Source organism: Aestuariimicrobium kwangyangense DSM 21549, assembly GCF_000421525.1.
Classification (GTDB): Bacteria; Actinomycetota; Actinomycetes; order Propionibacteriales; family Propionibacteriaceae; genus Aestuariimicrobium; species Aestuariimicrobium kwangyangense.
This window is the reverse complement of record NZ_ATXE01000003.1, coordinates 207721-223485: the sequence shown is the minus strand read 5'-3', so window position 1 is coordinate 223485 and position 15765 is coordinate 207721. Positions and strand designations below refer to the sequence as shown.

The 15765-nt window shown below is 69.0% G+C and carries 11 protein-coding genes and 2 pseudogenes; 6 read left to right on the top strand and 7 right to left on the bottom strand.

What is annotated here, in order from left to right:
* Positions 1 to 18 precede the first annotated feature (18 nt).
* Positions 19 to 639: pseudogene (gene purN / locus H507_RS17975) on the bottom strand (phosphoribosylglycinamide formyltransferase); the annotation flags it as partial.
* Positions 640 to 648: 9 nt separating this feature from the next.
* On the bottom strand, positions 649 to 1935 hold the full coding sequence (locus H507_RS0111015; RefSeq protein WP_022910770.1) for a cell division protein PerM: 1287 nt from the start codon (positions 1933 to 1935) through the stop codon (positions 649 to 651).
* Between the two features lie 333 nt (positions 1936 to 2268).
* Here H507_RS0111015 and H507_RS0111005 point away from each other — a divergent pair, with 333 nt between their 5' ends.
* Entirely contained in the window at positions 2269 to 3849 is a 1581-nt protein-coding gene (locus tag H507_RS0111005; protein ID WP_157438966.1) for a hypothetical protein, read from the top strand.
* A gap of 5 nt (positions 3850 to 3854) precedes the next feature.
* On the opposite strand, the gene sucD is transcribed toward H507_RS0111005, so the two are convergent.
* The gene (gene sucD / locus H507_RS0111000; protein ID WP_022910767.1) at positions 3855 to 4745 is read right to left on the bottom strand and encodes a succinate--CoA ligase subunit alpha; all 891 of its coding nucleotides are present in this window, start codon (positions 4743 to 4745) and stop codon (positions 3855 to 3857) included.
* Between the two features lie 80 nt (positions 4746 to 4825).
* Positions 4826 to 5998 (bottom strand): annotated as a pseudogene (gene sucC, locus H507_RS16325) (ADP-forming succinate--CoA ligase subunit beta); the annotation flags it as partial.
* Between the two features lie 218 nt (positions 5999 to 6216).
* On the opposite strand from sucC, the gene H507_RS17415 reads away from it, so the two are divergent.
* Positions 6217 to 7278 (top strand): M23 family metallopeptidase, encoded by a 1062-nt coding sequence (locus H507_RS17415; protein WP_157438965.1) that lies wholly within the window; start codon positions 6217 to 6219, stop codon positions 7276 to 7278.
* Positions 7279 to 7385: 107 nt separating this feature from the next.
* Here the strand turns inward: H507_RS17415 and pcrA are convergent, their stop codons facing one another.
* Complete coding sequence (gene pcrA / locus H507_RS0110985; protein WP_022910764.1) at positions 7386 to 9917, bottom strand: DNA helicase PcrA; 2532 nt, start codon at positions 9915 to 9917, stop codon at positions 7386 to 7388.
* Between the two features lie 62 nt (positions 9918 to 9979).
* Here pcrA and H507_RS0110980 point away from each other — a divergent pair, with 62 nt between their 5' ends.
* Together H507_RS0110980 and H507_RS0110975 are read left to right on the top strand one after the other, a co-directional pair.
* Positions 9980 to 11227 (top strand): phospholipase D-like domain-containing protein, encoded by a 1248-nt coding sequence (locus H507_RS0110980; RefSeq protein ID WP_022910763.1) that lies wholly within the window; start codon positions 9980 to 9982, stop codon positions 11225 to 11227.
* A 191-nt stretch (positions 11228 to 11418) separates the two neighbouring features.
* On the top strand, positions 11419 to 11688 hold the full coding sequence (locus H507_RS0110975) for a GlsB/YeaQ/YmgE family stress response membrane protein (RefSeq protein WP_022910762.1): 270 nt from the start codon (positions 11419 to 11421) through the stop codon (positions 11686 to 11688).
* A 135-nt stretch (positions 11689 to 11823) separates the two neighbouring features.
* Here H507_RS0110975 and H507_RS0110970 read toward each other — a convergent pair whose 3' ends face one another.
* The gene (locus H507_RS0110970; protein WP_022910761.1) at positions 11824 to 12558 is read right to left on the bottom strand and encodes a LuxR C-terminal-related transcriptional regulator; all 735 of its coding nucleotides are present in this window, start codon (positions 12556 to 12558) and stop codon (positions 11824 to 11826) included.
* Positions 12555 to 13895, bottom strand: coding sequence for an ATP-binding protein (locus H507_RS16315; RefSeq protein ID WP_022910760.1), 1341 nt, complete (start codon positions 13893 to 13895; stop codon positions 12555 to 12557). Before H507_RS16315 ends, H507_RS0110970 begins: the two co-directional genes overlap by 4 nt.
* Positions 13896 to 14011: 116 nt before the next feature.
* Between H507_RS16315 and H507_RS0110960 the strand changes: the two genes are divergently transcribed.
* Both H507_RS0110960 and H507_RS0110955 read left to right on the top strand, forming a co-directional pair.
* Positions 14012 to 15526 carry a PspC domain-containing protein gene (locus H507_RS0110960; RefSeq protein WP_022910759.1) on the top strand — a complete coding sequence of 505 codons (1515 nt, stop codon included), beginning with the start codon at positions 14012 to 14014 and terminating at the stop codon, positions 15524 to 15526.
* A complete protein-coding gene (locus H507_RS0110955; protein ID WP_026378107.1) occupies positions 15523 to 15759 on the top strand; it encodes a hypothetical protein in 237 nt (78 codons plus the stop codon). Before H507_RS0110960 ends, H507_RS0110955 begins: the two co-directional genes overlap by 4 nt.
* The last annotated feature ends 6 nt before the right edge of the window (positions 15760 to 15765 follow it).

Sequence of the window (15765 nt, the reverse complement as noted above, 5' to 3'; positions counted from 1 at the left end):
TTCGGCGTGCTGGGGGTATTCCGGGGTGGTCGGCATGCTGGGGGTGCGCTGGTTGGTCCCTGGTCGGGTGGCGTGGGCGGTGGCGAACTCGTCGACCACCTGCACCAACAGGTCGCGCTCCACGACCTTGATGCGTTCGTGCAGGCTCTCGACCGTGTCGTCGGGCAGCACGGGCACGGCGCCCTGGGCGAGGATGGTCCCGGTGTCGACGCCCGGATCGACCATGAAGACGGTGGCACCGGTCAGCTTCACACCGTGGGCAAGGGCATCGCGGGCGCCGTGCATGCCCGGGAAGCTGGGCAGCAGCGCGGGGTGGGTGTTGATCGTCCGCCCACCGAACCGGGCCAGGAAGGCGGCGCCGACGAGTTTCATGAATCCCGCGCTGACCACCAGGTCGGGGTGGTGGGCATCGACGAGCCGGGTGAGTTCCTCGTCCCACGCGGCCCTGTCGCTGCCCTTGGCATAGGGGTGGACGAACGTGGGCACGCCGGCACGTTCGGCCCGCGCCAGACCCTCGATGTGGTCACGATCGGAACCGACGGCGACCACGGCCACGTCCTCACGGGCGGCGGTGTGGTCGAGCAGGCTCTGCAGCAGCGTTCCGCTGCCCGAAACGAGCACCACCACACGACAGGTCACCGCGCCACCCTATCGGGCCGGGTCGTCCTGGTCGTGCTCGACCGGGATGCGTTCGGCCTCGGCCCGGGGCCGTCGCAGCAGGCCCACGGCGAACCCGGTCAGCACTCCGGCGAGGCCCATCAGCGTGGGTGACATCACGAACAGAGGGGTCAGCCTCGGGCCCAGACCCGTCAGCCGGTTGCTGCCCAGGTCGCCCATCGACAGCCAGCCCAGGGCGACCATGCCCACGCCCGCGAGCACGCCGGCGAGCCCGCCCACCAGGGCCGTCTCGTCGAACCGGGCGCGAGGTCGGGCGCGAAGGATCACCAGCGCGGCCAGCGCTCCGGCGAGCACTCCTGATGCCAACCACCACCACGTCCCGACCGGGCCCGCGCCCGACGCAGGCACCGCAGCCAGCACCGGGATGCCGGGCAGCAGCCCGGTCTGGTTGGCGGCGGGGCTGACGGTCGATCCGTCGCCGAGGCTGAACCCGGCCCCCAGCGCCCAGGCCGACATCCAGACGACAAGATTGGGCAGCCACAACAGTTGCAGCAGCAGCACGAGCACCCCTCCGACCGCACCCGCACCGAGGGCGAGGTGCAGGGCTTCGACCTCGTGACGTCTGCGCACGAGCTGGACGAACAGCGCCGCAGCCCCGCAACCCACCATGGTGAGCATGGCAACCCCCACGGCGCGCGGGAGGGCTCGGGCCCACATCGGCAGGTCGAGCAGGGGATGCCACTCGCAGGCGCGCCCCGCTCCCAGGACGGCCGACCCGCCGGCGAGCAGGACCGATCCGATCAGCGCCCGGGCGGTGTGCTCGCCACTGGCCACGGCGAAGCTGGCGACCATCACCATCACCACGTGCGAGAGGGTGAACAGACCCGCTGTGCGGGCGACGATGCGACCGCGCTCGCGCTGGGAGAGCTCCTCGTCGGCGGCCCGACGGGCCACCCCAGCAGCCCATCCACCGAGCCAGGTGGTGACCACCGCCATGGCGAGGGACAACCCCAGCGGGGTCAGGGTGACCGTGACATCGGCCAGGGTCGCCGGGGCGAAGTAGCCGAGCAGCCAGAACCGCGTCGATGTGCGCAGCACGCTCGACAGTGCGATGTCGGGGGTCGCGGTCCAACCGGCGACCACGATGCCCGTCACCACCAGCCACAGGGCGAGTGCCGAGACCATCCCCGCGCCCACGCTGGCCAGCGGCCACCACAGCGTCACTGCCGGGCGCTCGTCGGTGGCGCGACCCCCGTCCACCTCGACGTCGAAGCCACGCTGCTTGCGGGTGCGGCGCCTGTTGTCGGACGATGCCACCGACGACCACCTTTCCTACGAAATCGGATCCTGAGTATCGCTCAGGTAAACTCGTCAGGTGATGCGCGGGGCCACCCCGCGCCCCCAGACATGAGCCGAGGTGACCGAGTGACCGACCACCCACCATTCGTACCCCGGCGGGGTGCCGAAGCCGTGGACGCCGATGGCGACCACGGCGCGCCCGACGATACCTCAGCGACTCCGGCCCGCGGCGGACGCCGCACCCGCGAGGAATCCCCGGACGAAATGGCGGGTGACGTCGCCGTGAGTGCGGCCCCGGCTGTGCCCCATCACCATGCCGCTTTCATGCGGCCCGGAACGGCGCCTCCCCCCATGCCACCGACCGACAGCGCCGACCCGCAGGTCGCAGATTCCGCCAGCCCCTCCCAGACGAGTCTGGCCGAACCGGGTCTGGCCCAGCCGGACGGTGGCGTCCCGGCCACCGCAGTCGGCAGCATCTCCCACCGGCCCCATCTGGCGGATGAGGCCGTGAGTTCACGTCCGGGCATCACGGGGCCCGAATCGGCCCGCTCCATCGGGCACGAGTCGCCCGGGTCGAGCCGCGCCCACGTGGAAAGCGCCCCCGGCCACCATGACGAACTGGTGGCGGGTCGCCGCCACTCGCGGCGCCGGGGCATGACGGTGGTCGCCGCGGTCGCCGCCGTGGCGGTGGCCGCAGGAGTGTTCTGGGGGGTGCGGGAACTGACCCAGAGCCCCACCACGTCGAGCACCGTCACCGCGAGCGCGTCGGGTTCATCGGCGCTCTCCTCGGCGAAGACCTCGGGCGCGCTCACCAGCGAGATGATGATCACCGCCGACGAAGCCACCCGGTCGCTCGGCGCCCAGGGTTGGCGGGCAGCCGAGACCCTCGAGACGATCCCGGCCACCGCCCCCGGCATCACCTGCATGTCGAACAGGCAGGGCCTGCCCAACCCGGTGATCACCCGTCAGCGGGGCCTGGTCAGCACCTCGGCCAGCCAGACCGCACTGCTGCAGCGCATCGACGCGTACGCCGACGAGGCGTCGGCCAAGAAGGCCTACTCGATCGACTTCGCAGCCCTGGCCGCCTGCAACGACGTGCCGGCGTTCCTGTCGTCGGCCGATGCGATCACCCAGGCCGCCGACGAGTCGTTCTCGGTCACCGTGGCCTTCCAGGACAATCCCCTGCAGTACCACACGGTGATCATCGCGCGCACCGGGGTGAGCGTGACCATGGTCGACGGCGCCAACAACGCGTCCAAGCTCGACACCCAGAAACTGTTGGATGCCACCGCGCCCACCCTCGGACGACTGGCCACCGCCAGCCGGGGCACGGCCCCAGCCACTCCGAAGGCCCAGGTGACGGCCATCCCGGCAACACCCGTCCTCGGCTGGCTGGCGGAGTCCGACCTCCCCCGGCTCACGGCGGGGCAGGGTCGCTGGAACGCCACCGAGGTGGCCAAGGTCACCTCGGTGGGGTCCGGCTGCGAGAACCTGACCCTGGCCACGGCCCCCGGGCCGTCCAAGCGCGAACAGCGGTCATACCTGCTCAGCCAGGATGACGCCGCGCCCGACCAGTTCGGCATCGACGAGGTGCAGTACACCTTCGCCGACCCCGCTGGAGCCACGGCCTTCGCGACCAAGCTGACGGGCAACATCGACGGATGTGCCAAGCGTGGTGGCACCGCCACCATCAAGTCGTCGCGCACCTTCACCATCACCGGCCAGGACCGTGCCAAGGTGTCGGGCAAGGTCTGGCTCGTGGAACAGAAGACCGGCGGGAACGCCACCGTGCTGTTCCGCGTGGGGGTGTCGTCGGCCAACGACCGCGTCACCTACACCGTCTCGAAGGTGGCCCCGTCGTACGACTACCCGGCCGACTCCTGGCTGCAGCTCAACGCGCGGGCAGGTCAGCGCTCCACGTTGACGAAGTGACTGCGTCAGCGTCGACGCTGACCCAGGATCTCCCGCATCAGGGCGGCGGTCTCCGAGGGGGTTCGACCGACCTGGACGCCGGCCGCCTCCAAGGCCTCCTTCTTGGCCTGGGCGGTGCCCGCGGAACCCGACACGATCGCACCCGCGTGCCCCATCGTCCGGCCCTCGGGCGCGGTGAAGCCCGCCACGTAGCCGACCACCGGCTTGGTGACGTACTGGCGGATGAACTCCGCCGCACGCTCCTCGGCGTCACCACCGATCTCACCGATCATCACGATCGCCTCGGTCTCGGGGTCGTCCTGGAAGGCACGCAGGCAGTCGATGTGGGTGGTACCGACGATGGGGTCACCGCCGATACCGACGGCGGTGGAGAAACCGTGATCGCGCAGTTCGTACATCATCTGATAGGTCAGGGTGCCCGACTTCGAGACCAGTCCGACCGGCCCCGGGCCCGAGATGTTGGCCGGGATGATGCCGGCGTTCGACTTGCCGGGTGAGATCACGCCGGGGCAGTTGGGGCCGATCAGCCGGGTGGTGCCGGATTCCTCGGCGGCCGCGAAGAACTCGGCGGTGTCGCCGACCGGCACTCCCTCGGTGATGCAGACGACCAGTTCCATCCTGGCGTCGATGGCCTCGAGCACGGCTTTCTTGGTGTGGGCGGCCGGCACGAAGATCACGCTCACGTTGGCGTCGGTGGCTTCCTTCGCCTCGTGCACCGAGTCATAGACTTTGACCCCGTCCTCCTCGAAGCGGATGGACTGGCCTCCCTTGCCGGGGGTCACCCCGCCGACGATGCGCGACCCCGACATGATCATGCGCTGGGTGTGCTTGCGACCCTCCGAGCCGGTCATGCCCTGGACGATGATCTTGGACTTGCTGGTGAGCAGGATCGACATGCTCAGGCCTCCTGGCTCGTCGCGGCGTCGGCGCGCGGGATGGGTGCTGTGGGGGTGTCTGACTGGCCCGGGTCGGTCGTTGCCGTGTCCGCGGCGAGTTCTGCGGCCTTGCGGGCCGCGGCGTCCATCGTGTCGACGACCGTCACCAGCGGGTGTGCGAACTCCCGCAGGATCTCGCGACCGACCTCGACGGCGTTGCCGTCCAGACGGACGACGAGCGGCTTCGAGGCGACGTCGCCCAGCATCTTCATGGCGTGGACGATGCCGTTCGCGACCTCATTGCAGGCGGTGATGCCGCCGAAGACGTTGACGAAGACACTCTTCACCTGGGGGTCGGCGAGGATGATGCCCAGCCCGTTGGCCATCACCTGCGCGGACGCTCCGCCACCGATGTCGAGGAAGTTCGCGGGACGCGGGGCTCCGGGGAGGTCGGCACCGGCATTCGCCACCACGTCGAGGGTGCTCATCACCAGGCCGGCACCGTTGCCGATGACGCCGACGGACCCGTCGAGCTTGACGTAGTTGAGCCCCTTCTCCTTGGCCCTCATCTCGAGCGGGTCGGTGCCCGTGTCGTCGGCCAGGGCCTCGTGCTGGGGGTGCCTGAAGTCGGCGTTCTCGTCGAGGCTGACCTTGCCGTCGAGGGCGATGATGCGCCCGGCGCCGGTCTTCACCAATGGGTTGACCTCCACCAGCGTGGCGTCCTCGGCCTGGTAGACCTCCCAGAGCTTCTTCAGCACCGGTGCGATCACCACGGCGTCCCTGACGGCGAAGCCGGCCTGCTCGAGGATCTCGCCCGCCTTGTCGTCGTCGATGCCGACCCGGGGGTCGACGGGCACCTTCGCCAGCGCCTCCGGGTGCTCCTTGGCGAGGGTCTCGATGTCGACACCACCCTGGGCGGAGCACATGGCCAGATAGCGACGGTTGGCGCGGTCGAGCAGGAGGGAGAAGTAGTACTCGACGGCGATGTCGGCGCCCTCGGTGACCATCACCTGGTGCACCGTGTGGCCGTTGATGTCACTGCCCAGGATCGCCCGAGCGTGTTCGGCTGCCTCCTGGGGCGAGCGAGCCAGCTTCACACCACCGGCCTTGCCCCGTCCGCCGGTCTTGACCTGGGCCTTGACCACGACCACCGGGGTGCCGAGTTGTTCGGCGGCCAGTTGGGCCTGCTCCGGCGACTCGGCCACGATGCCGCGCAACACCGGAACGCCGTGCGCCTCGAACATGTCTCTGGCCTGGTATTCGAAGAGGTCCACTCCCGCGCTTCTTCCCTGAAGTTGTGCCTGACGTCCTGGTTCGGGGCCGCCCGTCAGGGTTGCGACTCCGCAGCGAGCCTACCAACAGCGACGAGGCCCCATGCCCAGCCCGAGGGCCGTGGTTGCCAGCAGTTGTCCACAGTTCCTGAGAGAATTTGGCAGAATCCTGAGAAGTCCTTAAGCTGTCCGAGGATGTCGACCCAGTGGAGGAACCCCAGGTGACCAACAGCGAGGCAGTGCGCAACCTGCGCAACACACGCACCCTGCGCGCGCGCGTCGCCCCGGCCGTCGAGTTCGAGCGCGATCGCCCTCCCCGCTCGGTCGTTCGCCCGCTCGTGACCGGCGTGGTCGCGGCCAGCCTCAGTCTGGGCGTCGCCGTCGGCGTCGTCACGGCCGCCTCCGCGTCAGCGTCGAAGCAGGACCAGACCTCGTCGATGGTCGACCGCAACGCGCCCGACACGTCCTCCGCGAAGCCGATCGACAAGACTCTGTCGGCCGAGCAGCAGGCGATCGAGGCCCGGCTGAACAAGCCGGCAGCCCAGGACCAGGGGGCCCTGAAGGCCTTCGAACAGCGCGGCACCACGGTGAACCGCAACAGCGTGCGGGCCCAGCTCAGTGCCGAGCTGAACAACACCACCAACTCCAGCCGTTCCGTCGAACTGGGCGAGACCAACGCCGACGTGACGTCGGCCCAGGCCGCGGCCCAGCAGAAGCAGCTGCAGCAGTTGATGGATGCCGATGTCGCCAAGGTCAAGAAGGAGGCCGGTCGCATCAAGCAGGAGAAGGTCAAGGCCGCTGCGCTGTTGAAGTCCTCGGGCGGGTCCACCACTGGTCCGGTCGACCTCTCGATCCTGACCAGTTCGGGTGGCGGATCGTTGCCGCTCAAGGCCGGCACCTTCCACATGGGTGCGGGGTTCGGCGCGACCGGGTCGTGGGCCAGGTACCACACGGGTCAGGACTTCGTCGCTGCCTGCGGGACCCCCGTCTACGCCGCAAGCACCGGTGTCGTCGGCACCTCGGTGGGCGGCTGGGCCGGCTACTCGCTCGTGCTCAACCACGCCAACGGCACCTCGACCCTCTACGCCCACCTGTCCCGCCATGCGGTCGCACAGGGACAGGTCGTCAAGGCCGGCCAGCTGATCGGCTACGTGGGCAACACCGGACGATCCTTCGGCTGCCACCTGCACTTCGAGTACTACCCCGCCGGCACCACCCCCGGAGACGTGTACAGCACCGGCAACCCGCTTGCCTTCCTGCGGGCCATCGGCGTGGGCATCTGAGCTTCCCTGAAGCTCCCCCCTGACGCGTCTCCTCCACAGAATCTCCCCTTCGACCGGCCGCTCCGCCGAAGGCTGATCCTTCGGGGACCCATCCCCCGCGCTACCCGTCAGAGCTTTTCCATCGGGGCGTGCTTCAGCATGAAACGCTTCACGCCACCCGAACCGAAGTTCACGTCGGCGCGCGCCTGGTCCCCCGACCCGCTGGTCGCCACCACCGTGCCCATCCCGAACACCGTGTGCAGCACCCGGTCGCCGGGCTTCACCACGAGCGCGGCCTTCGGCTTGGCCGAGGCGGGGAGCACCCCGCGTCCGTTTCCGAACGACACACCACCGGACGAACCGGACGCCCCCGACCATGACGTCGCCTGCCGGGCCTGCCTGGTGCGCGTGGCGGACTGGGCGGCCCACGAGGTCAGCGCCGCCCCGGTGCGTCGCCAGTCGAGCAGGTGCGCGGGGATCTCGTCGAGGAAGCGCGACGGAGGGTTGTAGGCAGGAGCGCCCCACGCCGTACGCACGGCGGCTCGGGAGAGGTACAGCCGCTTGCGGGCCCGGGTGATGCCCACGTAGGCGAGCCGTCGCTCCTCGGCCAGCTCCGCCGGGTCCACCAACGCACGCATGTGCGGGAAGACGCCGTCCTCGAGGCCGGTCAGGAAGACCGTGTCGAACTCGAGCCCCTTGGCCGTGTGCAGCGTCATCAGGGTCACCACTCCCGCCCCACTCCCGTCGTCGGGGATGGAGTCCGAGTCCGCGACCAGGGCCGTGCGCTCCAGGAAGGCCGCCAGCGAATCGTCGGCCTCGGGCATGCCGGCGGCCAGCCCGGTGATCTGCTCCCCCTCGTCCAGCGCGTCCAGGTCGTCCTCGTCCAGATCGGTGATGTCGAGGGCGTTGACCTTGACCACGAACTCCTGGGCGACCGCCACCAGCTCCACCAGGTTCTCCAGCCGGGTCTGGTCCTGCGGGTCGGACGAGTGCTCCAGCTCCTGCAGGTACCCCGACTCCTTCAGGATCGAGGTGAGGATCTCGTTCGCGGGAACCTTCTGGTCGACCATGGCCCGGTGGCGCGCCATCATCGCTGCGAACTCCCGCAGCTGGGTGCGCGACCTGGTCGCGAGCTCGGTGATCTCATCGACCCTGTCCAGCGCCTGCCCGAAGGGGATCCGCTCGCTGACGGCCAGCGCCTCGACGGCCTGTTCGGCCTTGTCACCGATGCCTCGCTTGGGCACGTTGAGGATGCGCCGAACCGAGACGTCGTCGGCCGGGTTGGCGATGGCGCGCAGGTACGCGATGGCGTCACGGATCTCGCGGCGCTCGTAGAACCTCACACCTCCCACGATGCGGTAGGGAATGCCGGTGCGGATGAACACCTCCTCGAACGCCCGGGACTGGGCATTGGTGCGATAGAAGATCGCGGTGTCGCCGTAGCGCGAGGTGCCCGCGTCAGACAGGGCATCGATCTCGTTGGCGATGAAGTTCGCCTCGTCGTGCTCGGTGTCGGCGACGTAGCCGACCACCAGGTCACCCTCACCGGCCTGCGACCACAGTTGCTTGTCGGGACGTCCGGAGTTGTTGCGGATGACCGCGTTGGCCGCTGTCAGCACGTTCTGGGTCGAGCGGTAGTTCTGCTCCAACAAGATGGTCCGGGCGCCGGGGAAGTCGGAGTCGAAGTCCAGGATGTTGCGGATCGTCGCACCACGGAAGGCGTAGATCGACTGGTCGGAGTCGCCCACCACCATCAGTTCTGCGGGATCGGTCGCGACCGCATCGAAGCCAGCCATCTCCTCGTCCGACAGCACCCCGCACAGTTGGCGGATCAGTTGGTACTGGGCCTGGTTGGTGTCCTGGTACTCATCCACGAGCACGTGCCGGAACCGCCTGCGGTACTGCTCCCTGACCTCGGGGAACGCCTGGAACAGGTGCACCGTCGTCATGATCAGGTCGTCGAAGTCCAACGCTTCAGCCGCCTTCAGCCTGCGCTGGTACTCCCCGTAGATCTCGGCGAAGACCTGCTCGTTCGAGCCTCCGAAGTCGCGGATGGCCCGCTCGAAGTCGACCAGGTCGTTCTTGCGGTTCGAGACCCAGTTCATCACCGAGCGCACCGGGTACTTCTTCGGGTCGAGGTCGAGGTCGCGCAACACCAGCGACATGAGTCGCTTCGAGTCGGTGTCGTCGTAGATCGAGAAGGTGCGCTTGTACCCGAACTTGTCGATCTCGGCCCGAAGGATGCGCACGCACGCCGAGTGGAAGGTCGACACCCACATCAGCTTGGCCCGACCACCCACCAGGTCGACCACCCGGGCGCGCATCTCGGCGGCCGCCTTGTTGGTGAAGGTGATCGCCAGGATCGACCCGGGGTGGACGTCACGCTGGCTCACCAGCCAGGCGATGCGACGCGTCAGCACCCGCGTCTTGCCCGAGCCCGCGCCCGCCACCACCAGCACCGGCGAGCCCTCGTGCAGCACCGCCTCGCGCTGGGGGGTGTTCAGCCCGTCGAGCAGTTCCTCGGGTTTGGGACCGCGACTGCCGCGCGGTTTGGCCGGTGGCTCGACACTGTCGTCGACGAAGGAGGGCAACGGCGCGCGTTCGGCGGGGCCGGGTTGGGTGTCGAGGAACGAGAACAGGTCGGGCAACTGGTCAGACATGGCTGTCCAAGCCTAGTTGTCCCGCCAACCGGCGGCGGTCGTCGTCCCCTACGCTGAGGGGCATGTCGTGGTGGGTGCGGACCAGATCAGTCGTCAACTGGGTGACCGGAATCACCGTGGGCGCCCAGGTGGCGACCATGGTCGGGCTGAGCGTTGCGGAGAGCATCAGACGTCGCCATCGCAAGCCGCACCGGTTCCCGACCACCCCGCCCCACGCCGTCGAGGCCGAGGACGACGAGATCACCGTGTACACCTACGGCGAGGACGTCTACGCCGACATGCTGGCGGCCATCGACCAGGCCGAGCACACCATCTACTTCGAGACCTTCATCTGGAAGGGCGACGAGGTGGGTCAGAAGTTCAAGGACGGCCTGATCCGAGCCTCCCGCCGCGGGGTCGACGTGTACGTCGTCTACGACCGGTTCGCGAACCTGGTCGTGAAGCCCTCGTTCTACCGACTGCCGCCCGAGATCCACCTGGGTCGTCACCCGCTCATCGGTGGGTTGGTCCCCCGCCCCCGCAACGGCGGTCGCGACCACCGCAAACTCCTGGTGGTCGACTCGGCGATCGCGTTCATCGGCGGCTACAACATCGGCTCGCTCTACGCCGACCGGTGGCGTGACACCCACGCCCGCGTGGTCGGCCCGAGCGTGGCGGAGATCGAGAACGCCTTCGTCGACTACTGGAACTCCGGCCCGGCAGGCATGTTCGGGATCCACCGCCGTACCCCCGAACTCGAGTCACCTCGCGAGCGCGTGTGGGAGGGGCCGGTGCAGATCCACCGGAACAGCCCCAGCATGGCGGTCTACCCCATCCGCAACATGTACCTGGAAGCGATCGACCGGGCCAACGAGCGCGTCTGGTTGACCCACGCCTACCTCATCCCCGACGACGACCTGGTCGCCGCCCTGCACGCCGCGTGCCAGCGGGGCGCCGACGTGCGCATCATCGTGCCCGCCCAGTCGAACCATGTGGTCGCCGACTGGCTCTCGCGCGGGTTCTACGACGACCTGTTGACGAAGGGCATCCGCCTGTTCCTCTACCAAGGGGCCATGGTGCATGCGAAGACCGCTGTCATCGACTCCGTGTGGTCGACCATCGGCACGGCCAACCTCGACCGGATGAGCATGCTTGGCAACTACGAGGTGAACGCCGAGATCGTCAGCCCCGAGGTGGCGGCACAACTCGAGGAGGTCTACCGCGTCGACCTGACCAACTGCGTCGAACTCACCAAGGACGAATGGCGTCGTCGCAGCGTGACGGCGAAGTTCACCGAGTACCTCCTGTCGCCCTGGCGGCCCCTCTTCTGACGCACCCGTCGCGGAACACTGAGCTCAACCTCCGGCGAAGCACCAACGTTCTGAAACGTCGTTTCTTGGGCCTCGCGGCATGGTCCCCAACAGGGTCGGCGGCGGCCACCCCTAGGGGTGAAAATGTGAAGATCACCTGAACAATCCCCGAATTCGGCAGCAGTCCGATCGTTTGATGCTTGAATGAACGCATGGGAATCATCGGTTGGATCATTCTGGGCCTCATTGCAGGCGCCATCGCCAAGGCCATCATGCCGGGCCGTCAGGGCGGCGGATGGCTCATCACTCTGCTGCTCGGTGTCGTCGGGGCCATCCTCGGCGGGTTCATCGGGTCGGCACTGTTCAACAAGCCGATCAGCTCCTTCTGGAGCATCTACACCTGGCTCATGGCCATCGTGGGTGCGCTGATCGTCCTGGTCATCTGGGGCTTCATCTCGCGTCGCACCGGGCGCGCTGTCTGATCGGCATTTCGCTCCTCTACACGAACAGCCCCCGCCGTTGGCGGGGGCTGTTCCTTGTCTCGGGACTGGTTCTGTCTCGGGGCTGGTTCTGTCTGGGGGCTGCTTCTTGTCCGGGGGCGTACCTGCCGGCCTTGGTCAGACCAGCTTGCGGTCGGTGGCCCACTTGGTCAACTGGTGTCGGTTCGACAACTGCAGTTTTCGTAGCACGCTCGACACGTGGGTCTCGACGGTCTTGATCGAGATGAACAACTCCCGGGCGACCTCCTTGTAGGCGTAGCCACGGGCGATCAGCTTCATGACCTCACGCTCGCGCTGCGAGAGCCGGTCGAGATCCTCGTCGATGCTGGCGATGTCGATCGCACCCGAGAAGGCATCCAGCACGAAGCCCGCCAGACGGGGCGAGAACACCGCGTCGCCGGTGGCCACCCGGCCGATCGCCTCGACCAGGTCGTCCGACTCGATCGACTTGGTGACGTAGCCGCGTGCACCGGCACGGATCACGCCGATCACGTCCTCGGCGGCGTCCGAGACGGACAGCGCCAAGAACTTGGGGCGCGTCAGCGGATCCTCGCCGGCCTGGATCGACAACTGCTCACACTGGCGGATCACCTCGGCGCCGCCGCCGCCGGGCAGGTGCACGTCGAGCAGCACGACAGTGGGACGGGTGGCCCGGATCGCCTTCACGGAGGTCTCGACGTCCTCCCCCTCACCGACGACCCGCACCTGGGCCGGGTATCGGGTCAACTCGTGCCGCACCCCGGCCCGGAACATGGCGTGGTCGTCGACCAGCACCACCGGGACGGGTCCGGTCACAGCCTCCGGTCGCGGAGCAGGGTTCGGGTGGGCGGGTAGGTCGGGCGTCTGCGTCATGGCTTCATCTCCAGTCTGATGTCGGTTCCCTCGCGGGGCGCTGAGCGAATCGTCGCCCTGCCCCCGTGTCGTTCCATGCGGGCGATGATCGAGTTGCGCACGCCCTGGCGGTCGTGGGCCACCTCGTCGACGGCGAATCCCTTGCCGCGATCCCGCACGAAGACCTCGACTTGCTCGGGTTCGACCTCGGCGTACACGTCGATCTTGGCAGCACCCGAGTGCTTGGCCGCATTCATGATCGCCTCACGTGCAGCCTGCACCATCGCCGAGAGGTCGCTGGTCAGGTCGATGTCGCCGACGCAGACCACCTCCACGGGCACCCCGCGCTCGTCCTCGACCTCCTGGGCAGCGCGGACGAGTGCCGCCTTCAGGTGGGTCTCGTCAGCGCCGTCGGCGCTTCCGTACAACCAACCGCGCAGCTCGCGCTCCTGGCGGCGGGCGAGGCTGGCCACCGCCTGTGCATCGGTGGACTGACGCTGGATGAGAGCGAGGGTCTGCAGGACCGAGTCATGCAGATGGGCGGCCATGTCGGCCCTGGCATCGGCGAGGAGCCGCTGCTCGGTGGCCTCGTTCATCCGTCGCCGCGCGCGGTAGATCCAAGGCGCGGAGACCAGCCCGACCCCGGCGACGACCAGCAGGTTCAGCAACAGGATGGTGGGCAGGTTGGCGAAACCGATCTGGTTGCCCACGACGATCGTGAAGGCGGTGCCGAGCATGCCCACCCCGAGCGCGATCCGCGTCCAGACGGCCCACCCACCGCCGGAGACGAGCGGACGAAGCCACTTGCTGGTGCGATGGTCGTCGGCGACGGTGGTGTCATCCGCCTGCCGCCAGATGAGGGCCAGTCCTGCCGCAGCGATGGCGGTGGGCCAGAAGATCTGCTGGGGCAGTCCCAGCCCGAAGAGTTGGGTGAGCCAGGCCACGCCCACTCCGCCCACCACCAGCGCGCTGACCACCCCGAAGTCGCGGGAGGTGACCTGTCGGCGGGGGCGCTTGCCGGTGCGGGAAGCGGCCTGGAGTCCCGGAGCCTCAGCCGCATCGCGCGGGCCCGGCAGCACGACCCACAGCACCCCGTAGACCAGTACACCCAGGAAGTTGAACATGGCCATCGCGACGAATCCGGCCCGCACGAGCAGCGGCGGCCACCCCAGATGCGTGGCGATTCCCTGCGCCACCCCGGCCACCCACGCCCCTTCGCCGGCGCGCCTCAGCGCGGGACGTTCGTCCGGGGCCGGCGTGACGGAGGTGCCCGGCTCGACCGGATCGGCGGGTCGGGGCGCTGCGCTCGGCTCGAGCGACGGGGGTCGCGCGTCCTGGGATGGCTGCAGCGTGGTCATGATGCTTCAAGACTCACACGGGTGCGGCCCGGGCGCCAGCGACCGGGGGTCTGGATCATGGCCCGGTCAGGGTCGCACCCGATGAATCGGGCAGGCAAGTGCGACAGGATGGGCGGGTGACCGAGCAGCCGACAGCAGAACTGGTGCGCCAGCCCCGCGCCAGCGAGGGTCAGTTGGCTGGCGTGTGCGCTGCCCTGGCCGCGCGTTGGCGGGTCGACCCCCTGCTGATCCGCACCGCGATGGTGGTGGCGGCGCTGTCCGGTGGAGTCGGTCTCGTGGTCTACGGCGCCCTGTGGTTGTGGATGCCCCCGGCCGACGGCGGCCCCGCCAAGATCACCCGATGGTTGCCCGCCTGGCGGGACTGGTCGACCGGCAAGGTGGTGCTGCTGATCGTCGCGCTCTCGGTGCTGGCGACCGTCGTGACCTCCACCATCACCCCGTTCGGGATCGGCCCGTTGGTCGTGCTCGCGGTGATGACCGCCGTGGGACGACGTCACGTGGCCAAGCTGGATGCCGAGCGTCACCTGCGGGCCTCCGTCCTGCCGCCACGGGTGTCCGCGGTTTCGGCCGCCCCCATCCTCGCCTCCTCGGGCCGCATGGGTCCCGCTGCCCTCCCGACCGTCGCGCTGCCTCGGGGTTCCGCGGTCGCGACCCCTGCTCCGGGAACGGCAACTGCCACCACCGCGGACTGGCCGACTGCGCCGTTGGTCCCATGGGGCTCCGGGTCATCCGCCCCGGTCACCGGCCACGAACCGACCCTTGTGCTGCCCCGTGCGGACGCCTCCGCCCACGTCCGACAGGTTCCCGGTCGCCCCGACACAGAGTTCGGGGGGGCCGTGGCGGCATGGCAGTCCCGCATGCAGCAGGTGCGGGAGGGCCGCGTACCGCCCCCGCTCACCCACTCGGAGGCACCCCGGCCGTCGGTGCCCCTGCTCACGGCCCAGCCGCGTCCAGTGCACGGAGCTGGGAGGCGGGTCCATACCCGGTCGGTGACCGGTCCTCGTCCCTCGTGGTGGGGCAGCCTGATCACCGTGGCCCTGGCGGTGGGCGCCTACGCCGCCGTCACCCGGGTCGATCCAGGAAACCACCTCGTCGCCCTCACCGCAGCTCTGTGTGTGATCGGGCTCGGGTTGATGGTGGGTGCCTTCGTGGGACGTCCCCGACTGATGGTCGCCCTGGGTCTGGTCGTGGCTCTCTCGCTGGTGCCAGCAGGCGTGATCCCCGGCGATCGGCAGGGGCCCACGATGCAGCAACTGGTCTGGACGACCCCCGCCGAGACCCACGACCTCAATCTGGTCGGGCAGGCGAGGAATCTCGACCTGAGCCATCTGGTGCTGACCGACGACACGACCATCACGATCGACGCCGTGGGTTCGGTGGTCGCCGTGAGCGTGCCCGGGACCCTGCCGGTGACGGTCGTCTACAACTCGAAGGCATCGGCCATGGCGATCGACACCCGGGGTGACAGCCCCGGCTCCAAACAGGTGATCGCCGACCGCTCCATCGCGCCCGTCCAGCGCGCCACGGCGGGCGACCACCGCGAGACCGTCGACCTCGGAGGCTCCAGCGGGCCCCGCCTGACGCTCGTGCTCAACCTCACCTGGTCCGCGGGGGCGGTGCACACGTCATGACGATGCCCCACCTCGTCCGGCCCGACGACATCCGTCCCGTCAGGCGCTCCCGCCGCCGCATCGACGTCTCGTCCCTCATCTGGGGCCTGCTGTTCCTGACCATCGCAGCCGCGGCTCTGTGGATCGCCACCGGCCACGAGTTGCGGTGGGCCTTCGTCAGGGTGGCTGCCCCGGTGTACCTCGTCTGTCTCGGAATCCTCGGGGTGGTGCTCAGTCGACGTCACCACCGTTGAACCGGA